At 70.3% G+C, this 17305-nt stretch carries 27 protein-coding genes; 1 reads left to right on the forward strand and 26 read right to left on the reverse strand.

What is annotated here, in order from left to right:
- The 25 genes from ACSIH6_RS29555 to ACSIH6_RS29675 form a co-directional block, all read right to left on the reverse strand.
- The coding region (locus ACSIH6_RS29555; RefSeq protein ID WP_435111610.1) for a hypothetical protein at nt 1-410 on the reverse strand (410 nt) is incomplete at its 3' end.
- A 19-nt stretch (nt 411-429) separates the two neighbouring features.
- Nucleotides 430-1224: a deazapurine DNA modification protein DpdA family protein gene (locus ACSIH6_RS29560; protein WP_435111611.1), complete on the reverse strand. Its 795-nt coding sequence runs from the start codon at nt 1222-1224 to the stop codon at nt 430-432.
- Between the two features lie 132 nt (nt 1225-1356).
- Nucleotides 1357-1806 carry a hypothetical protein gene (locus tag ACSIH6_RS29565; protein WP_435111612.1) on the reverse strand — a complete coding sequence of 150 codons (450 nt, stop codon included), beginning with the start codon at nt 1804-1806 and terminating at the stop codon, nt 1357-1359.
- Nucleotides 1803-2303: a hypothetical protein gene (locus tag ACSIH6_RS29570; RefSeq protein ID WP_435111613.1), complete on the reverse strand. Its 501-nt coding sequence runs from the start codon at nt 2301-2303 to the stop codon at nt 1803-1805. Before ACSIH6_RS29570 ends, ACSIH6_RS29565 begins: the two co-directional genes overlap by 4 nt.
- 61 nt (nt 2304-2364) lie before the next feature.
- Nucleotides 2365-3102 (reverse strand): hypothetical protein, encoded by a 738-nt coding sequence (locus ACSIH6_RS29575; protein ID WP_435111614.1) that lies wholly within the window; start codon nt 3100-3102, stop codon nt 2365-2367.
- Nucleotides 3103-3194: 92 nt separating this feature from the next.
- The gene (locus ACSIH6_RS29580) at nt 3195-3443 is read right to left on the reverse strand and encodes a hypothetical protein (protein WP_435111615.1); all 249 of its coding nucleotides are present in this window, start codon (nt 3441-3443) and stop codon (nt 3195-3197) included.
- Entirely contained in the window at nt 3440-4426 is a 987-nt protein-coding gene (locus ACSIH6_RS29585) for a DUF4326 domain-containing protein (protein ID WP_435111616.1), read from the reverse strand. Before ACSIH6_RS29585 ends, ACSIH6_RS29580 begins: the two co-directional genes overlap by 4 nt.
- A 62-nt stretch (nt 4427-4488) precedes the next feature.
- The gene (locus ACSIH6_RS29590) at nt 4489-4899 is read right to left on the reverse strand and encodes a hypothetical protein (RefSeq protein WP_435111617.1); all 411 of its coding nucleotides are present in this window, start codon (nt 4897-4899) and stop codon (nt 4489-4491) included.
- A gap of 75 nt (nt 4900-4974) precedes the next feature.
- Nucleotides 4975-5271, reverse strand: coding sequence for a hypothetical protein (locus ACSIH6_RS29595; RefSeq protein WP_435111618.1), 297 nt, complete (start codon nt 5269-5271; stop codon nt 4975-4977).
- A gap of 64 nt (nt 5272-5335) precedes the next feature.
- On the reverse strand, nt 5336-6370 hold the full coding sequence (locus tag ACSIH6_RS29600; protein WP_435111619.1) for a phosphoadenosine phosphosulfate reductase domain-containing protein: 1035 nt from the start codon (nt 6368-6370) through the stop codon (nt 5336-5338).
- Nucleotides 6367-6699: a hypothetical protein gene (locus ACSIH6_RS29605; RefSeq protein WP_435111620.1), complete on the reverse strand. Its 333-nt coding sequence runs from the start codon at nt 6697-6699 to the stop codon at nt 6367-6369. Before ACSIH6_RS29605 ends, ACSIH6_RS29600 begins: the two co-directional genes overlap by 4 nt.
- The gene (locus ACSIH6_RS29610) at nt 6692-7387 is read right to left on the reverse strand and encodes a hypothetical protein (protein WP_435111621.1); all 696 of its coding nucleotides are present in this window, start codon (nt 7385-7387) and stop codon (nt 6692-6694) included. Before ACSIH6_RS29610 ends, ACSIH6_RS29605 begins: the two co-directional genes overlap by 8 nt.
- Nucleotides 7388-7453: 66 nt before the next feature.
- Nucleotides 7454-7666, reverse strand: a complete 213-nt coding sequence (locus ACSIH6_RS29615) for a hypothetical protein (protein ID WP_435111622.1) — start codon at nt 7664-7666, stop codon at nt 7454-7456.
- Nucleotides 7667-7845: 179 nt separating this feature from the next.
- A complete protein-coding gene (locus ACSIH6_RS29620; RefSeq protein ID WP_435111623.1) occupies nt 7846-8637 on the reverse strand; it encodes an RNA ligase family protein in 792 nt (263 codons plus the stop codon).
- A 52-nt stretch (nt 8638-8689) separates the two neighbouring features.
- Nucleotides 8690-9373, reverse strand: coding sequence for a hypothetical protein (locus ACSIH6_RS29625; RefSeq protein ID WP_435111624.1), 684 nt, complete (start codon nt 9371-9373; stop codon nt 8690-8692).
- A gap of 71 nt (nt 9374-9444) precedes the next feature.
- Nucleotides 9445-10026 carry a hypothetical protein gene (locus tag ACSIH6_RS29630; protein WP_435111625.1) on the reverse strand — a complete coding sequence of 194 codons (582 nt, stop codon included), beginning with the start codon at nt 10024-10026 and terminating at the stop codon, nt 9445-9447.
- A 123-nt stretch (nt 10027-10149) separates the two neighbouring features.
- A complete protein-coding gene (locus ACSIH6_RS29635) occupies nt 10150-10905 on the reverse strand; it encodes a hypothetical protein (RefSeq protein WP_435111626.1) in 756 nt (251 codons plus the stop codon).
- 202 nt (nt 10906-11107) lie between these two features.
- Entirely contained in the window at nt 11108-11467 is a 360-nt protein-coding gene (locus ACSIH6_RS29640; RefSeq protein ID WP_435111627.1) for a hypothetical protein, read from the reverse strand.
- Complete coding sequence (locus ACSIH6_RS29645; protein ID WP_435111628.1) at nt 11460-12008, reverse strand: hypothetical protein; 549 nt, start codon at nt 12006-12008, stop codon at nt 11460-11462. Before ACSIH6_RS29645 ends, ACSIH6_RS29640 begins: the two co-directional genes overlap by 8 nt.
- 2 nt (nt 12009-12010) lie before the next feature.
- The gene (locus tag ACSIH6_RS29650) at nt 12011-12910 is read right to left on the reverse strand and encodes a hypothetical protein (RefSeq protein WP_435111629.1); all 900 of its coding nucleotides are present in this window, start codon (nt 12908-12910) and stop codon (nt 12011-12013) included.
- Nucleotides 12911-12912: 2 nt separating this feature from the next.
- Nucleotides 12913-13140 carry a hypothetical protein gene (locus ACSIH6_RS29655; protein ID WP_435111630.1) on the reverse strand — a complete coding sequence of 76 codons (228 nt, stop codon included), beginning with the start codon at nt 13138-13140 and terminating at the stop codon, nt 12913-12915.
- Nucleotides 13141-13152: 12 nt separating this feature from the next.
- Entirely contained in the window at nt 13153-13602 is a 450-nt protein-coding gene (locus tag ACSIH6_RS29660) for a hypothetical protein (protein ID WP_435111631.1), read from the reverse strand.
- Nucleotides 13603-13627: 25 nt separating this feature from the next.
- A complete protein-coding gene (locus ACSIH6_RS29665) occupies nt 13628-14266 on the reverse strand; it encodes a hypothetical protein (RefSeq protein ID WP_435111632.1) in 639 nt (212 codons plus the stop codon).
- 68 nt (nt 14267-14334) lie between these two features.
- A complete protein-coding gene (locus tag ACSIH6_RS29670; RefSeq protein ID WP_435111633.1) occupies nt 14335-15495 on the reverse strand; it encodes a hypothetical protein in 1161 nt (386 codons plus the stop codon).
- A 31-nt stretch (nt 15496-15526) separates the two neighbouring features.
- Nucleotides 15527-16441, reverse strand: a complete 915-nt coding sequence (locus ACSIH6_RS29675) for a hypothetical protein (protein WP_435111634.1) — start codon at nt 16439-16441, stop codon at nt 15527-15529.
- Between the two features lie 140 nt (nt 16442-16581).
- Between ACSIH6_RS29675 and ACSIH6_RS29680 the strand changes: the two genes are divergently transcribed.
- Nucleotides 16582-17034, forward strand: a complete 453-nt coding sequence (locus ACSIH6_RS29680; RefSeq protein ID WP_435111635.1) for a winged helix-turn-helix transcriptional regulator — start codon at nt 16582-16584, stop codon at nt 17032-17034.
- 31 nt (nt 17035-17065) lie between these two features.
- Here the strand turns inward: ACSIH6_RS29680 and ACSIH6_RS29685 are convergent, their stop codons facing one another.
- Nucleotides 17066-17299, reverse strand: a complete 234-nt coding sequence (locus ACSIH6_RS29685) for a hypothetical protein (RefSeq protein ID WP_435111636.1) — start codon at nt 17297-17299, stop codon at nt 17066-17068.
- Between the last annotated feature and the right edge of the window lie 6 nt (nt 17300-17305).

The raw sequence follows: 17305 nt of genomic DNA on the forward strand, positions 1-17305 counted from the left end.
GTCAGGGTGGTGTCGACGACCGGGGCCAGCTTGTAGGTGCCGTCGCGGTAAAGCAGGTAGTGGCGGGGGTTGTTGCGGGGCATACGGCTGCTCTGCACGTGAGTGGCCGTGTCCGGGGTCGCGATGATCCGGGTGACCTCCCAGCCGTCCGTGGTGGTGCGGCCAACGGCGCCCTCGCTGTCCATCACGGGCCAGCCGTCCCCGGGGATGATCGCGACGGCGGTGCGGGCGACTTCCAGACCGGCGGGGGTGAGGAGCACTCGGCCGCGCTTGGTGCGGATGAGGCCCTCGGCCTCCAGGAGGACGCGGGCCACGCTTCCGGCCCGGATGCGGCCGGTGCGGGTGGCCTTCTGGAGGTCGCGGTGGACCTCGGGGGTGACGGCGAGGGGACGGGTGGTCGTGAGCTTCATGTCGCGTCTCCGTGTGTGGTCAGGCGGCCAGGTCGAGGCCCCGGGTGGCCATGCGGGTGGTCAGGCGCTCCATCCACAGGTGGGCGAAGCGGGGGCAGTTGGAGCAGCGGGGGTGGAAGGGTGCGCACAGCGGGTCGGCCGGGGTACGGCGCGCGGCGTAGGACCAGGCCATCGAGTCGGCCGAGTGCAGGTGCTCCCCCACTGCCATGAGCCCGGTCGCTTTGAAGCCGAAGGCGTGCAGCCGGATGCCGTCGGCGGCGAGTTCGCGGATGAGGTCGTGGACGGGCCGGGTGCTCTGGCGTCGGCAGACCGATCCGAGGCCAACGACGGGTTCGGCGGTGAGGTCGATTCCGGCTGCGGCGTAGGCGTCTCGGTGCCTGCGGTAGTCGTCGGCGGTGCGCCCTTGGAGGACCGGGGTCCAGCGCAGGTGCGCGGCGATGGTGCGCAGGTCCAGCAGGTTGGCGATGGTGAGGGCCTGGTGGTCGGCGACGGTGAGGCCGGTGGCCTTGAGCGCGTCGTCCTCGCACATCCAGTCCTGGATCGCCGCCCAGTCCAGGTGGCCGATCTGGTCGGTGTAGCGGGCGACGTCGGCGGCGTAGTCGGCGGGGGTGATGGTCCAGGTGCCGTGCTTGCGCAGTTCGGTGTAGCCGCCCGAGTCCAGGGCCCAGCGGCGGTCAGCCGGGAAGAGTGCGCGGCGGTCGCGGATGGTGCGGTAGGAGACGAACATCGGCTGGCCGCGCAGCCAGCGGCCGCGGCCGTGGATCCAGTCGGGGTGGTGGACACCGAGATAGAAGGTGGAGGCGTCGCTGCTCATGGTCCGCCTCCGTTGTCCAGGTCAGTTCGGGGGCATCTCCCCCAACACAGAGAGCATATATAGCGTGCCCCATGCACGCAACCTGTGCGTGCATGGGGCACGGAAAATTGGTGGTTTCTCTCTCGGGTCTGGTCAGAGGTCCTTGTCCCTCCCGGTCTCCGGCTCGCCCTGGTGCTCACAGATAACGCGGCCCGCGATCTGCAGCACCGCCATGAGCGCCACGTTGCGCACGGTCGAGGTGTCCTCGACCGCGACCTGCCACAGGGCCTGGGCCATGCCCTCGTCCCCATTGGTCAGGGCAGCGAAGACTTGGAGGCCGACGCGAGCCCCCGGGTTGGCGGCCAGGTCCCATCGGACGTTGAGGCGGGGGTCGTAGTCAGCTCGGGCCTGCTCCCCTGCGGGCAACGGTGCCACCCGCACGGATTCCGCGACCCAGACAGCCATGCAGTCGAAGAGGACGTCGGGAGGCTCATACGTCAGGCGTTCCAGCATCCGGCCGACCTCGGCCAGAGCTTCCACGCGCCCGCCAACACGAGCGACCTCGGCCGCCAGCAGCTGCTTGGCGAACTCGTTCTCACTCATCCGGTGACCTCTCGCGTGAGTACAGGCACCGCGACCTTCTTGTTGCCACGCTCGTACCAGCCGCACTTGCAGAACACGGACTTCTCGGGGTGGTCGGGGCATCCCTTGCGATAGCGGTTCACCGCGGCGAGCAGGGTGGGGTGGGCTGGCCGTTCCAGAGCGAGGCTTCCGGTGTCGCTCGGGTGGCCGTTCCAGGTGTGTACGACGCGAGCGCCGAGGTCGGCAAGCATGGCCGTGACCTCGTCGATTTCGGTGGGGCCGATCATGTGTGCGGGCGTCAGCTCGTTGCGCTCGGGCTTCCAGCCCGCACGAGCCACGTTGACCACGATGACGACCTTTCCATCCCATCCGGCGGGGATGAACGCCAGAGAGCGGTTGGCGTCGGGCAGGTACAGGCCCTCCCCGTGGTGCTGGAGGATCGCTCCGTCGGGCTGAGGTGTGTCGTAGAGCCAGCGCAGGCCAGCGGCCAAGGCCTGGCGAATGGTTGAGGCGGTCATCGGCCCTCCGGGGCGCGGTCGTCGGGGATGGTCATCGAGGACGTCCACCAGGTCTCGCGGCTCACCGGGGCGTCCCGATGACGGCGCGCACGCGGCTGACCTGGCGGGTGATCTCGTCGGCGAGCTGCGCTGCGGTCGGCACCGTGGCCCGCACGCGGGGGCCAGTCCCGACGAACGGCCGCTCTTCGACCCCGACATGCCAGGGGTGCTCCCGTCCGGCGTGGTCGAGGTCGTAGCCGATGCCACCACGGATACGGGGGTTGTCGCGAGCAGCGAAGTGCACGACCACCGCTCCGGCCTTGGCGGGTTCGAACCAGCGCACGTCCGGGTGGCTGTCGACGACCTTCTCCATCAGGCTCTTCAGGGCGGTGCGGCGGGCTTCGTCAAGAGCGATGTGCACGGGGCAGATGTCGCTGATACGGGTGGCGCTGCATTCGGCGAGGTGGGCGAGGCGGGCCCGGTCGAGGCAGTCCTCTCCGCGCGTGGGGGTGTGCTTCAGGGCGTTGCGAAATTCCGTGAGCAGGTTCTCGGCGTCGCGGGTGGTGTCGTCGAGGTAGGTGAAGGCCCGGTTGGGGTTCTCCGTCCAGCCGTTGAGGAGCAAGCCGGCCCGGTCGGTGGCGGCGGTGATGGTCGCCCATCCGCCGTCGAGGGCGAGTGCTGCGTTGCTGTGCAGGGCCAGGGTTTCGGGGCCGCGGTGCAGGTACCAGAGAGCGCCCTCCTGGGACAAGTGGAAGATCTCACCGTGCCATGTGGTCTCGCGTGTGCCGGAGGACGTGACGGTCCAGGTGGGTTGCTGCATCGGACATTCCTTCGTGGAATCGGGTGTGGCGGTAAGGCCCGCCCCGGGGTTGCGGGGCGGGCAGAGCTCGGTCAGGTGGGTGGTGCCGACGGTCAGCGGCGGGGCTTGTGCCCGGAGTGGGTGGAGCAGCAGTCGATGGTGCTGCGGGTGTTGGGCTGGTAGCGGGTGCTCCAACCGCGGGCGGCCGCGATGCGCCGGGCGATGTCCAGGTCGCCCCAGCGGGGGGAGGCGTCGGGGTGGTCCTTCATCGTGCGGATCTCGTCCGCGGTGACGTGCGTGCGTTCCGGGCACGTGCCGACGCCATGGGGAACGTCGCAGGTGAGCATGACGGTGGCGCTCATGGGGTCTCGTACTTCCATGCGTCGAGGTCGTCGAACAGGCTCTGTGCGCGGATGGTGTCCATCTCGGCTTCCAGGCCCGGGTCGCTGTACTCCTCGTAGTCGTCCAGGAAGTCCCAGCGGTGCCGACGCCTGTTGGTCATGTACTTGAGGACCTGCTCTTGGTTCGGTGCCTCGTAGGGACCGATGATGTGCTGGTCCCGCTCCCACACCTGCAGAGGGCTCCACGGGTCATCGGCGTAGATGGTCACCTCGTGCTGGTCCGGGTGCTGGTCTGGGGACACGTGGCACACCGTGCAGGGGTACTGGCCCCGTCCTTGGTGCCATAGGGCGCGCTCCTGCCTACGCTGACGCATCCGCCGCAGGATCATGGCCTGAGCGCGGCCGTGGTCCTCGACGTCCTGTCCGGGGCCCAGGAGCGGCTGGAAGCCGTGAGGAGCGACGCCTTCCTGTGCTCCGTCGCCGTGGTGGCGAGGGTCGCGCCCGCATTTTTTGACCGCGCATCCCGACGGCGATGTCCGGCCGGAGACGAAGGCCGGGATGCCCTCGATGCGGTGCTGGGCCCGCGCGGCAAGGCAGGCGGCGCGGCGCCTGCCCCGCTCGGCCGCCACGATGATCTTGGCCAGCTTCAGCAGTACGTCGGCGTGGCACGGCTGCCCCTCGGGGCACCAGCACGCCAGGTCCTTACCGACCAGGCCGCGGATGCGCGTGAGGATCCAGGTACGGCGTTCATCGGACAGCTGCCAGGCCCCGGGCAGGTCGTCGTAGTGGACCTTCCCGGTGAGCCAGCGGTGGTAGGTGGTGATGGCGCGGGCGAGGGCTTCGGTCTCGGTGGCGGCCAAGCCCATGCGGATGACGCTCTGGGGGTCACCGGCGAGCGCGTTGAAGGCCGTGTGGAATCGCGTGCCCTGGCCGACATAGACGATGTTGGGGCCAGACAGGCCGGGTTGGTTCTGGAGACGCTTCGGGATTCGGGTGACCTGCATCGGTTCCTTCTCAGGGGAGTGCGGTAGGGCCCGCCCCGCGCACGCGGGGCGGGCGGGTGGAGTCAAGTGCGACGGGCGGGCTGGAACGTCCACCAGCCGTCGAACCCGTGGGGCATGCTCGGGACGTTGGCGACCATCGGGCGGAGGATCTCCAGGTGCTCGGCGACCACATCCGGTTCCTGGACGCCCCAGTACCGGGAGCCGTCCCACCGGCCGTCGCAGTCACCGCCGTACCGGCCGTCGGTGTGGTCCTCCAGGAACGCGCGCCCGGTAGCCGGAGGCTCCTCTCGGGAGTTCCACAGGGTGCCGATGCACGCGTAGGTGACGCCCTGGCGGCGGCGGTACCAGACGGCGTCGATGCGCCCGGCGTAGTAGTGGCTACCGTCGCTTCGGGTGCGGGTGTCGACGCGGAGGCTGTTCAGGTCAACGGCGAACGGTTTGCGGCTGATCAGGAAGCGATCTTCGCGGATCACTGGCTGTTCTCGCTCTCGTGGTTGGTAGCCCGCTGGCACGCGGTGCGGGTGCGGGCATGCCGGGGAGGGCGTCCATCACGCCCTCGCGGGCTGGGTGTGGGCGCGGGTCGCGGCCAGCAGCCCCTCGGCCAGCTCCGTCTTGGAGATGAGCACGTGGCTGGCGTCCCCGCGCATCGTCGTGACGATGTACTCGGCGAGGGAGACGTTGTCGTGCCTCCCCCCGTCGGTCTCGTCGAGGTGGCTGGTGAGTTCGGCGTGGGCCCGGTCAGGGCTGGCGGTGATCTGGCAGTTGTCGCCCTTGTGGGCGCACACGGGGCAGGTCAGTGTGATGGTGTTGTCGGGTGTCTGCGGGCTGGTGGTCTGGGCGGTCACGCCGTCTCCTTGTGAGGGTTGTGGGGCCGCCCCCGGTGGCGGTCGGGGGCGGCCAAGCGGGTGGTCAGGCGGCGAGGTTCCAGCGGTCCAACTTGCCCTTGTAGCCGAGCGCGCGCATCTGGGCCTGGAGGTCCAGGCAGGTGGCGCGCAGAGTGTCGATCTGCTCGGACGGGGCGTCGGCGCTGTCGACCTTCTTCGCGAGCCGGTACGCGCGGCGGTTGTGCTTCGTACGCAGCTTGAGCAGGTCCAGCCGGTCTTGGTCGACCGGGCGGTCGTTGGCCCTCGCGATGGCTTCGAGCATGGACAGGGTTGGCTTGAAGGAGTCGCCGATCTCCCATTCGAGGTCGGCGTAGGTTTGCGCGAGCTCAGGGCGGAGTTGGCACGCGCGAATCAGGTCGGCGTTGGCCGAAAGCACACAAAATGAGCAGCTGAGCCTGCTCATTCCAGCGGTGTACGCGGAATGGTGGGGTAGACCGGTCCGGCGGTGTAGGTCCCAGACTCGGTCCTCGCGCATGTTCAGCACCGGGTGCCAGGTGCGGATGGTCCGGCGCCCGGAGGATGCCTTGTGCAGGTCCACTGGGGCCAGCTTTGAGCGGGCCGTGGACTCCTGGGCGCGCAGGCCCAGCACGTACAGGATCTCCGCGGTTCGCTCCAGGCCCAGCGCGGCGACGACCTCGGTCACGAACCTCATCCCCGGGCCTCGCTTCGCGAACGCTGTGCAGTAGCGGGCCAGAGCGTCGGGCCACATCCGGCGGCGGCGCACCTCGTCGAGCAGGTCGCGGTCGGCGGCGCGCTCCACGAACCGCAAGCCGTAGATCTCGGCGTGGGTCCGGGCGATGTCGGAGGCGCCGGGCCACTCCAGGATTCCCAAAGGGTTGTGGAGGACGGTCAGCTTGTCGAGCATGCCCATCTCGTAGGCGAGGGAGGCGACCAGGAAGAAGGCGGCCCCGGAGTCCTTGCCTCCGGAGTGAGCGATGATCCCGGCGTCGGCGCGGGTGAGCAGGTTCCGGGCTCGGACCAGCCCGGGGGCCAGGTCCCACGGCCGCAGTCGGATGGGGCGCAGCAAGCCGGCTTCAGGGGTCTTCAGCAGGGTGCTCACAAGGTCTGTTCCGTGTCGTGGTGCTCCCACAGAGAGCAACCGGTGATCGGTTTGTGGTCGGGCAGGTCCTGGTCCAGGCGGCAGGAGTCCGGCCAGCTTCCGGCGCCGCGGCATCCCGGGCGGCAGTCGCAGTCGTCGGCTCCGGCGGGTTCGAAGTGGGCGCAAGAGCGGCAGCCGCGGTTGGCGGGGTTGTGCCAGCAGCGGTCGATGTGGGCCTCGGTCACCGCTTGGCGGGAGCGGGAGAACGAGCAGTGCGGGCATTTCCACCGGGTGACGACCAGCGGGATGGCCCGGGGCGGCATCCCGGGCAGTGGGGTGCGGTCACTCATCGGTGGCCTGCTGGGCTTGAGCGACGGCGAGGTTGCTCATGGCCAGGGCGAGGAGCAGGCCGCGGATGCCGTCCTGGTACTTGTCCTGGGCGGCGAGCCGGTCAATGATCTCCTGGGTTCGATCGGTCATGGATCGACGCTCCGGCTCGGCCGCGGGCTCCGGAGCGTTGTCGGCGGGCGGCTTCCAGCGATGGTCAGCGCGCCTTTCGACGAGGCGGACCAGGTCCTCGGTGGTGTGGACCGGCCCGGCGTTCCATTCCTCCGCGTGCCGCGGGAAGGAGGACTCGTAGTAGGGGCGGGGTTCACCGGTGACGTGGATGTGGATCTGGCTGCCCGTCCACACCGCGGTCAGGTCCCGGCCGGGCAGGGTCCTCTTCTGGCGGCGGTAGCCTTCGTAGTCGATCGCCTCGACGATCTGCATGAACCGGCACCGCAACTCGAAGCCGCTCCTGGTCTCGTGGACCGTGACCTCGTCGGTCCGGACCTTGGTACCCAGGATCCGGCCGAGCTGCTCGCGGAAGGGCTCGTTCTGGGCCCAGGCAGCGTCGCGCGCCTGCTGCCGCTCGCGGTCGTATTTCTCGAAGCGGGCCTTGACCTCGGCCTCCCGCGCCGTGTCGAAGACCCGGACGGCTTCACGGAAGTGGGTCGGGTCGATGCCGTCGCGCATCTCCCAGTTCGTGTTTCCCATCGGGTTCGCCTTTCTGAGCAAAGGGGATGGGGCTGCCCCGCGCAACGTGGGGCAGCCGCGCGGGGTTCAGGGCGCCGGGGGCCAGCCCATGCGCTGGCACAGCAGGTCCACGGCGGCGCGTCCCACGGTGTCCAGGTCGGTGGAGACCTCCAGCACCTCGGCGACCTCGGTGTCGTCGAGGGGGGCGGTGTCGGCGGCAGAAGCCTTCGTGGCCATGTCGAGGTGGAGGACGCCGTCGGTGTCGCGGCTCAGGGTGTACAGCTCGTCGGGGTCGTGCACGGGGTTTCCTCCGCTGGTTGGGGTGGCGGGCCGGGGCGCGGGCACGGTGCGCCCCGGCCCGCCGGGTGGGTGGTCAGGTCCTTGGCGGCGGTGTGGTCCTCATCTGGGTCCAGGCCGCGCCTGTGGTCGATGGGGCCGCCCCCAGGAGGGACGGGGGCGGCCCCGGCTTGGGTAGGGGGTCAGGTGTTCTTGCGGCCCGAGGCGCGCCGGTTGAGGGTGCGCCGGTAGTCCTGGAAGCGGGCCTTGGCGATCACCGACCGGTCGGTGGTGCGCAGGATGATGCCCTCGGGGGCGCCACCGGCGCTGTCGTCGAGTCCGGCCTGGGTGGTGGGCAGCAGGTCGGAGAGGAAGACCTGGGTCTCCTCGATGCTGGTGGGCAGCGCGTCGGCGGCGATGACGCCGAGGTCGGGGACCAGGTCGATCTTCTGGTCCTGGGCGAAGTCCTCCAGCTCACCGCCTCGGGTGAAGAAGATCTGGCCGCCGTCCTCGCGCCAGGTGCTGATGCGCGCCTGGGGCCAGCCCAGGACGACGCCGACGGGGATGGTGGCCACGTCGAAGAGGCGGTGTCCGACGGCGCGGGTGCCGGTGTACTGCTTGCTGGCGCCGGTGACCTTGCCTCCGTAGACCTCCAGGAAAAGGACCCGGATGCCCGCGCTGGGCGGGGTGAGGCGCTCGGCCAGCGGGCGCAGGGCCTCGACGATGCCCAGGGCGGGGTTGGCGATGAGGTCGCCGCTGGCGTGCAGGAGTTCCTCGCGCGAGCCCAGGATGTAGTCGCCGTTGGGGAACTGGATAATGCGCGAGTTCGTGCCGTCCAGCTTCTCCGAGATGTGCACGACGTCGGTGAAGGCGGTGGGCTCCTCGACGAGGCCGCCGTTCTTGGGGTCGAGGCGGTGGTAGGTGGGGATGGACGGGTACTTGGTGGCCGTGTTGAGCGAGCCCAGGTCCACGTCGTTCATGGTCAGGTCGGACACGATGTCCTCTTTCTGTGTGTGGGGCGGGCCCGGGTGGCCTCGCCTTGCGGGGTTAGCGGGGGAAGGTCTTGAAGGCGTAGTCGCATCGCACCCAGGCCTCGGATCCAACGCCCTTGTCAGAGCCCCACGCCTTGCTGGGGATGTGGGTGATGCGGATCTTGACCTGGCCCTTGCCGAGCTTGATGATGCGCCCGGCGTAGGTGCCGGAGTAGCGGCCGCCGGTGGTGCGGGTTCCGACGGTGTCGCCGAGGCCGATGGGGTTGCCGATGGCGTCGGTGTAGCCGTCGCCCGGGGTGGGCGTGTGCTGGGTGTCGGCGAGCATCTGGGCCGCGCGGCCGACGAACCGGTTCATCCGGGACGGGTCCTCGGTGGTGACGGTGCCGTCCTCGGTGGCGATCTCGCTGAGCGCCGGTCGGGGGTCGGGGATCGGCTGGGTGAGGACGGCGAGCAGGTCCGAGGCCACCGTGGTGCCGCCTCCGGACATGGGAATGACGGCGTCGATGTCGGCGTCGGGGCGGCGGCTGTAGCCCCACCGCCATCCGGTGTTGTCCCATTCCAGCGTCACCACAGCCCCAGCGAAGGGGCCTTCGGGCGCGGGGAAGGTCCACCAGGCGCAGGTCTGCTCCTGATCCCAGTCGAGGGGGCCGACGGTGGCGGCGAGCTGGTCGGCGATCTGCTGACCGTCGAAGGGCTTGGTGGGGGTGTTCTTCCAGGGCTGGAGCTGCGGCAAGGTCATCTGCTTTCCGTCGGGGAGGTGTCGGGTGTGCGGTGGCGGGCCGCCCCACAGGTGTGGGGCGGCCACGGTGTTCAGGCGATGACGTCGACGGGGCAGCCGTCGGCGAGCTGGGCCAGGCGCGCGCGCACCGTTTCTTCGGCCGCTTCGCAGTCGCCGCAGCCCGTGAAGAATCGGACGGTCCCTGTGCCGTGGCTGCACGTGGGCTCCCCGGCCTGGGAGGGGAGTTCGTGGGCGCGGTGCCAGCGGTCCACGTCGTCGCTGTAGGCGTCGTGGGGGTCCCGGTTCTGGTGCGCGGTGATGGTGTGGATGATCTCGATCGGGGCGGCGTCGGGCACGTGGTGCAGGCAGTCCATGTCGGCCTGGTCGATGCCGTGGGCGCCGATGGTCCAGCCCAGCGTCGGGGACCAGGCGATGAGCTCGGCGGTCGTGACGATGTAGGCGGCGGGGCCGTCGAAGGCCGTGTAGACGACCGGAGGGTGGTCGGGGAGCCCTGAGGCCACGCTGGTGATGTAGTCCCGGACGGCCTTGGACACCGTGCTCTTGGCCGTCTCGCAGATGGTGCAGGCGAGGACGGTGGGCTCGTTCCAGGTGTCGCATCCGCCGCAGCGCCAGTTGCGGCTGATGGCGTTCTGGTCGCCATGGGTCATGGACATGTGCGTGGCGCTCCTGGCTGTCGTCGAACATCCCCGCGGGTCTCGTGGGGACCACTTCACAAGGAGCATACATAGAGTGCAGCGCGCACGCAAGTTTTGCGTGCACGATGCACTCTATTTTTGTCACCTGGAGTCGAGCTCCGCGCACTCGCCGACGAGCGTGGGCTCCGACCAGGGGTCGTCGACCTCTTCCTCCGTCATGCACCCCGGGCACACGTCCTCGTCCGCGCCCGCGTGGCCAAGGACGACCATCAGGCGTTCGTGTGCGTCGCGGCCCTCAGGGCTGGCCTGTCCCAGTCGGCGCAACGTGTCCTCGTAGCGGCCTCCGAGCTGGTGGGATCGGCGGGCGCTTTCCATCGCGTCGCGGACCGCGAGCACGTAGGGGTGCTCCGCCACGGCCGGGCCGCTCGCCAGCACCAGGGGACCGAAGTCCTCCCAGACCGAGTCGGGGTCGTCCCCGCTGCCGACAAGCCACCCGACTAGAGGCTCGTGGAAGAGCTTGAGCTGGCCGTGGTCCAAGCGGGCGTGCCAGCGGTGGCGGCCGGCCAGGTCTGCCCAGATGTCCCCGGGACGGGGCGGCCAGAGCGCGCTGCGCGGCCCGCGCGCAGCCAGGGCGCGCTCCAGTGCTTCCTCCAACTCCCACCGCATGGTCTCCAGGGTGGTGCGCAGGCCCCCTTCGGGAAGCGCCCAAGCCAGGCGGGCGACGGTCGTCACCGCACGGTCCAGGTGCGTGCAGGGCCCTACCCAGGCGGGGTTGTCCTTGGAGCGGTAGCAGGACAGGGCGTGCGTGAGGTCGCGCCGGTCCATCTGCGGGCCGATCCAGTACGGGCTCGGCTCAGTCTCGGGCAAGAAGCGGTCCAGCAGCGTCTCGTCGATCATCGACTCGGCTTTCAGGTGAGGCCCCCTGCGGGGAGGGCGCGGATCGTCGGTGGGCCTGTCCAGCGGCGTCGGGGGCACGACCCCCGCCACACACAGAAGCATACATGGCGTGCGCAATGCACGCTATAAATGGGAAATCCGTGTGGTTCTCTGAATGCCGCGGCGGCCGGCGCCTTCCCTGGCGTCGGCCGCCGCTTCCGCGCTACTCCGGTTCCGTTCCGGCCCCGTCGCTTCGCAGCTGGCGCAGTTCCTGGCGCAGGTCGCGCACCAGCCCCAGCAGGTCGGCACGGTCCTGAACGGCCTGGACCAGGCCGTGGAAGGCGTCGCGCAACGCGTCCTCCTGGGGGTCCTCGCCGCGCTCCCACGTGTCGAGCTGGGTACGGGCCACGCACGCCTCGGGGCGGTACACGGCCGGGCGCCGCCACTCATCGGTGTCCCCGGAGCCGTCCGGCAGGAGGTCGTTGGCGTGCCAGATCTCGAGGTCGCCCTCGTGGTCGATGACGACCAGGGGGTCGGCGGCCGCGGCCGTGGCACGGGCAGTGATCGCGTTGAGGTCACCCATCGGCGCTGACCGCCTCGCGCTCGTGCTGCTCGACGGCGAGATAGTAGATCGAGAGGGGCACTCGCTCCCACACCGAGGGGTCGATGCGCCCGGCGTCGCGCTCGTCGAGTTCGTCGGACCAGTACACGTACAGGTGGCCGCCGTAGACCCCTGACCCGGGGCTGATGAAGAAGGTGTGGTCGCGGTTGGAGGCGATGTCGGGCATGGACCCGGGCAGCTCCTTGCGGCGGTCGCTGAACGGGATCGCGGAGAGCTGGCGGGCGATTTCGCGGCCCGCGACGGTGCGGCGGGCGGGCACCAGCACCCCGGGGTCCTCACGCAGGATCCGCCAGCCCACGGGGGCCTGGTCGACGCGGTACATCACCCCGGTGGTGGCGCGGTCGTTCCCCCACATGGGGGTTCCCTCGGGGAAGCCGTGCCGGGACAAGAACGCGGCTATGGCCTCCTCCCGGTCGGCCTTGAGCTTCTCCACGCGCGCGATGTAGGCACCGCTGGCGTCCTCGCGGGCGCGGTAGACGATACGGACGGCGCCAGTGGCCATCTTCAGGACTCCTTCACAAGGTCGGTCAGGTACAGGCCGGTGAGGACCTGGTCGAGCATCTGGTGCAGGTGGGTGTGCTCGGTCGGCAGGGCCGGGCTGGTGTGGGTGGGGGTGACCCGGGCGGCGCGGAACCGGAACCCGTAGGGGTGGTGGGCGTAGGCGTCCGGGTCGGGGTCGTAGCCGAAGGACGCGGCGATGGAAAAGCCGCGGCCCTCGTGCTCGGTGGTGGCCTCCGCGAACAGGCCGATCCAATCCCGGGACTCACCGTTGAGCTCGGTGTGGGACAGGGTGAGGTTGGGCAGCCCACTCATCTGCGGTGTGAACACCCCGTACTCGCCCACCACATAGGTGCGCGTCTCCACCGGGTCGTGAGGGAAGTGCACTTCGACGCGGGCGTCCTCTGCCGCCTTGTGCTCGGGCAGCACCCTGCCGGGCGTGGCGAACACGTCATAGACGCCCTGTCCGGCCCAGAGGGGAGCTAGCTCGGAGGGGCTCTCGGTGTACTGGCGGGCGCAGGGGCGGCAGTAGGCCTCCATCTCCGTGCGGTGGATCACGTTGGGGACGGCGTCGCCGCAGACCACGCACAGGTACCCGTGGACGTCACTGGACCAGGCCGGGACCGGGGACCAGGACAGCTTCACCTGCTTCCAGGAGGTCAGGCCCGGGTGCGTCTTGGCCAGGGCGCGTTGGCGTTCGTCGGCGTAGTCGGAGTAGACCGAGGCGGCCAGTTCGGTGCCGTGGGCAGCGATCAGGCAGCGCGCCCACGCGGTCCAGTAGTCGTGCTCGGCGGCGGACAACCGGGGCTCCTGCTCGCTGTTCGCGCCGGGGTCGCTGTCCAGGACGCGGCCGAGTTCGGCGCGCAGGGCCTTGCGGGTCGGGCTCAGCTGGGAGGACGAGTACACGGTCAGCTCCCCTCGATGCGGTCGTAGGTGGTGGTCAGGACCTGGCGCGCGACCACGGGTTCCAGGACGATCTGGTCCTCGATGTCGGTGGGCGCGGGGACCTGTCCTTCCCCGTGGACGAAGGCGACGGGCGTGTACCCGTCGTGGACCCGGGGCTCAGTGCACGGGTTCTCCTGGGCGCCCAGGAGGCGATGGGCGATGTCGGAGTTGATCGTGGTCTCGGTGGGCATCGTGGTGGCCTTTCAGGCGTACAGGTCAGGGTCCAGACCCAGGGCCTTCAGGGCGGCGGGCAGGCCGATCTCCCATGCGCCGCTGGCCCAGGAGTTGGGGGTGTAACCGGTGGCGCAGGCCTTGGGCCAGTGGTCGCAGTCGCACAGGTCCTCGTGGTGGTGGTCGGCGACGGCGCGCTCGGCGGCCTGGGCGGCTTCGGCCAGCAGGTTGGGGGTGTCCTTGAAGAGGACGAAACCGGTGCGGCGGGGGCGACCCTCTGCCGTGGTCGGCGAGGCGTGGAAGGTCGTGATGGTGATGGTCCGTCGGCGGCCGCCGTCCAGGGGCAGGCCGGTGTGCTGGTCGGCGGAGATGACGTGGACGCGCTCGCCCTCGACCTTGCGGACATACACAGTGAGGCGGTTGTCGGGGTTGTAGTCCTTGGCGTGCTGCCAGGTCTGGCCTGCGCGTACGTGAGTGCTCACCAGGAGACGTCCTTTCGGGCGGTGGTCAGGTGTCGTCGCTGTGGGCGAGGATCAGGTCTTCGGTGTGCTGGTCGTAGGCGCCCAGGGCGGCCTCGGCCAGCTCGGAGGCGTCGCCGTGCCCGTGCCCGATCGCTTCCAGGACCTGGGTCCACAGCCGCAGTTGGCGAGCGAGAGCGGCCTCAGTCCGGCCGCGGCTGACCAGTGCACGGATCTGCGCGGCCTCCTGCTCGACCGTGGAGGGCGTGGGCAGGTAGGTCTCCAGGTCCTGTGCCAGGAAGAGCAGGGCGTGGCGGGCGTGGTCCGCCCCGGCGTGCTGGGCCTGGTCGGCCAGGTGCCTGGCGCTGCTGGCGGTGAGCAGGATCTCGGGGACGCTCCAGAGGCATTCGCCGCGGCGCAGGGAGATGGCCATGTCCCGCATCTGCTCGATGCGTTCGGCGTCTTCCTTCTCGCACGCCCACCTGCTGGCGCGCAGCTGGAGCAGGTGCGCGCCGAGCATGCGGGCGGCCAGGGGGCGGCGGCGCTCCAGCATGCGCCGCTTGCGCTGGTCCTGGGTGGGCTCCACCCACTTCTCATTGCGTCGGGTCTGGGGGTGCCAGCGCTGGAAGTGCTCGCGCGGGTCGATGCCGCAGTGGCGGCATCCGGACGGGTTGGTCACGTTGGTCACGGTCGTGCCCTTTCCGGGGGTGTGGGGCCGCCCCGGGTGGTGGTCGGGGCGGCCCGGTCGAGTGCGGGTCAGTCGTCGTCGAGGGGGACGTGGGTCAGGGGGCCGACGCGGAAGAGCACCTCGGTGTAGGGCTCGACGGGCCGGTAGTCGAGCATGCGCAGCGGCCCGCCGGTGCGCAGGGTTCCGTCGCCCATGTCGGTGTAGGCGTTGCCGTGCCGGTCGACGTAGCGGGTGCCCTTGGCGGTGACGGGGGTGCGGGTGCTGCTGGGGCGGGAGATCATCCACGAGGCGACGCAGTCCATCGCGATCTCCAGGTCCTTGGGCAGGGTCGACAGCACGTCGCGGGCCCGGCTGCGCAGGTGGCGGGCGGCGTCGACCTGCTCGTCGCGCAACACCTCGGTGTCGCCCTTGGCGAGGCGGTCGTAGATGTCCAGAGCCAGGTCGAGCTTGTAGCCCGCCTCGGCGCGGGCCGGGTGGCTGCGGTCGATGGTGTCGGCGTAGATGCGGATGCGGGCGGCGTGCTCGGCGGGGGCGGGGTTGGGCTCGGGGTCCTGGTGCTGGGGCTGGCCGGGCAGGAAGTGCCGCTGGTGGAACCCGTCCGCGGACCGGGTGTAGAAGCGGGGCTGGTTCACGTTGCGCCGCCACGGGTCGAGCTGGGACTCCTCGATCTGGACCAGGACCTCGCCGATCTCGGCGACGTGCGTGGTGAGGTCGGAGTAGTGCACGGTCGGGAAGCGCAGGCGCCGGGTCCGGCCTTCCAGGATCGTGCCGCCGATGGCCTGGGCGACCTGGTCGAGGTTGTCCTCGGTGAGCAGCACGGCGTTGACGGCGCCGACCTGGCGGGGCAGGTAGGTGGCGAACCCGGCCTCGGCCAGGCTGGGGGCGATCCGGGGGTAGGAGACGCGCTCGGTGTCGTCGTCGGTGTTGTCCTGCTGGGCGCGAAGACGGTTGAGCTCCTCGATGAGCGGGGTGATGGCGTCCACGATCACCTCGGAGGGGCGCGGCCCGTCCGCGTCGGGCCAGTCCACGGCGGAGACCAGGTCGCGGGCCTGGGTCTGGGCGGGGGTGGGGTTGGCCCAGTCTCCGTGTCGGTGGGCCAGCTCGGGGTCCTCCAGGTGGGCCAGGAGGGTGTCCGTGCTCAGGTCGGCCTGGGCGGACATCGGGCAGCGGCCGCATACGGCGTTGCTGCCGATGACGCTGACCCAGGTGGGGTAGGTCTGCTCGCTCATGGGTGGTTCCTTCCGATCGGATGCTGGATGGTCAGGCGGGCTGGAGCGCGCGGTCGTGGAGGGGCACGCTGATCAGGCGCAGCAGGTTGTGGGGACGCAGTCCGGCCTCGGTGAGCGTGCGCGCGTAGGCGGCCAGCTGTTCGCGGTGACCGCGGCCGGTGCCGGGTGCGACGGTGTGCCCGTCCTGGAGGTGCAGGACCTCGACGTGGTCTCCGTAGGAGCGGGCCACGAACCCGGTGGGCTGCTCTTCGGGGACTCCCAGGAACGTGGCGGGCACGTGTCCAGCGCGGGTGAGGACCTGGATGACGTGCTGCACACCCGGGCGGGGGCTCTCGGTCGGGTAGTGGCCGTAGCTCGCACCGGCGGCCTTCCAGGGCAGGCGGCCGCAGCAGGGCAGGAAGTGGAACTCCTCCGGGTCGTCGTAGTAGGCGACGTCCAGGTTGGGGTCCTCGGCGAGGATGTCGGCGACCATCGGCCAGATGAGGCTGACCCGGTCGGCGACGCGGACGGCGCGGGGCGTGGAGCGCCAGGCGCGGACGTCGCGGCGGATGTCGGTGCAGCCGCGGGAGTGCACGCGAATGGGTCCGCCCTGGGTGGTGACCGTGACCAGGTCGCGGACCAGAGGACGCTCGGGCACGGCGGGGATGGCGGCCTGGGCGATGCGCGAGGCCGTCGTGCGAGGACGGCGCGGCAACCCGGAGGCGGTGGTGACGTGGTGGACCTGGCGCCTGTCCCAGTTGGAGCGGGTGAGGCGGTAGCGCACGGGCCGGGTGCCGCCGCCGAAGGCCGGGACGGTGCGCTCCAGGTCCTCCAGGAACACGGTGCGCCCGGTGACCTTGGTGACCTTCGCGGTGTGGAAGCTCTGGCGCTTGGTGCGGCCGTCGGAGTGGTTGTTGATGAAGGTCAGCACAACGCCCTCAGTGACGTCAGTGAAGGCCAGCGGCATGGAAGGACCTCTCGATGTAGAAGCCGAACACAAACAACATACATAGAGTGCGCTCTGCACGCAACTTATGCGTGCATGTCACACGCATAGTTTGCGTGCGCGGGTCTTGATCATTTGGCCTACCGTGGGATACTGCGGCCATGACCACCACGGAGCCGACAGACCCCGAAGACCTCGCCGCCCTGTCCACACCCGACCTCGAAGCTCAGGTGCGCATGCACGGGCGCCTGCGTCAGGAAGCCGAGACAGCCGCCGCCACCCACCAAGAGTTCGTGGAACGGGCCGTACTCGAACTGCTCAAGCGCGACCCGAACCGCCTGCGCGCCGAACTCTCCGAACTGGCGGGCAGAGGCGACGAGACCTGGATCAAGCGCCTGGCGGCCGCCGCCGGCATCCCCACACCCACCCGCAAGGCAGGCTCCAAGGAGCGCACCACCCGGCGCATCCTGGACCTCCTGGAATCCGACCCTGAGATGCCCGTGGTCGAGGCCGCGGCGCAGCTCAAGCTCTCGCCCGAGCGGGTCAGGCTGGCCATGCGGGAACACAACCTGCCCCCGCGCCCGCGCAAGGGCCGCTCGGACTGGGAGACGTGACGGGAGCGGGTCCCCCGCTCTACCGCCGCGATCAGTCCCACCGCTCCAGCACCCGGCAGACCCGGGCCAGGTCGGCGTGGATCTGCTCGTGGTCGTCGGCAAGCTCCTGTGGCCGGTGCCGGGCCCGGTGTTCCAGGGCCTCCAACGCCTGACGTGCACGAAAGAGCACGCTGCGCGCCTCGACGCGCTCGGCGCTGGCCGGGAGCCTCCGGTGCTGGCTCAAGACGGTGACGCCTTCGTCCTGGGCGTGGCTTTCGATGTCCATGTGCTT

The organism is Nocardiopsis synnemataformans (assembly GCF_965343085.1).
In the GTDB taxonomy this organism is placed as follows: Bacteria; Actinomycetota; Actinomycetes; order Streptosporangiales; family Streptosporangiaceae; genus Nocardiopsis; species Nocardiopsis alborubida.

Coding starts and splice junctions, on each gene's coding strand:
- ACSIH6_RS29560 (WP_435111611.1), bottom strand. CDS start 1,224: ATGAGCAGCGACGCCTCCACCTTCTATCTCGGTGTCCACCACCCCGAC.
- ACSIH6_RS29565 (WP_435111612.1), bottom strand. CDS start 1,806: ATGAGTGAGAACGAGTTCGCCAAGCAGCTGCTGGCGGCCGAGGTCGCT.
- ACSIH6_RS29570 (WP_435111613.1), bottom strand. CDS start 2,303: ATGACCGCCTCAACCATTCGCCAGGCCTTGGCCGCTGGCCTGCGCTGG.
- ACSIH6_RS29575 (WP_435111614.1), bottom strand. CDS start 3,102: ATGCAGCAACCCACCTGGACCGTCACGTCCTCCGGCACACGCGAGACC.
- ACSIH6_RS29580 (WP_435111615.1), bottom strand. CDS start 3,443: ATGAGCGCCACCGTCATGCTCACCTGCGACGTTCCCCATGGCGTCGGC.
- ACSIH6_RS29585 (WP_435111616.1), bottom strand. CDS start 4,426: ATGCAGGTCACCCGAATCCCGAAGCGTCTCCAGAACCAACCCGGCCTG.
- ACSIH6_RS29605 (WP_435111620.1), bottom strand. CDS start 6,699: ATGAGTGACCGCACCCCACTGCCCGGGATGCCGCCCCGGGCCATCCCG.
- ACSIH6_RS29610 (WP_435111621.1), bottom strand. CDS start 7,387: ATGGGAAACACGAACTGGGAGATGCGCGACGGCATCGACCCGACCCAC.
- ACSIH6_RS29625 (WP_435111624.1), bottom strand. CDS start 9,373: ATGACCTTGCCGCAGCTCCAGCCCTGGAAGAACACCCCCACCAAGCCC.
- ACSIH6_RS29630 (WP_435111625.1), bottom strand. CDS start 10,026: ATGTCCATGACCCATGGCGACCAGAACGCCATCAGCCGCAACTGGCGC.
- ACSIH6_RS29635 (WP_435111626.1), bottom strand. CDS start 10,905: ATGATCGACGAGACGCTGCTGGACCGCTTCTTGCCCGAGACTGAGCCG.
- ACSIH6_RS29640 (WP_435111627.1), bottom strand. CDS start 11,467: ATGGGTGACCTCAACGCGATCACTGCCCGTGCCACGGCCGCGGCCGCC.
- ACSIH6_RS29645 (WP_435111628.1), bottom strand. CDS start 12,008: ATGGCCACTGGCGCCGTCCGTATCGTCTACCGCGCCCGCGAGGACGCC.
- ACSIH6_RS29655 (WP_435111630.1), bottom strand. CDS start 13,140: ATGCCCACCGAGACCACGATCAACTCCGACATCGCCCATCGCCTCCTG.
- ACSIH6_RS29670 (WP_435111633.1), bottom strand. CDS start 15,495: ATGAGCGAGCAGACCTACCCCACCTGGGTCAGCGTCATCGGCAGCAAC.
- ACSIH6_RS29675 (WP_435111634.1), bottom strand. CDS start 16,441: ATGCCGCTGGCCTTCACTGACGTCACTGAGGGCGTTGTGCTGACCTTC.
- ACSIH6_RS29680 (WP_435111635.1), top strand. CDS start 16,582: ATGACCACCACGGAGCCGACAGACCCCGAAGACCTCGCCGCCCTGTCC.
- ACSIH6_RS29685 (WP_435111636.1), bottom strand. CDS start 17,299: ATGGACATCGAAAGCCACGCCCAGGACGAAGGCGTCACCGTCTTGAGC.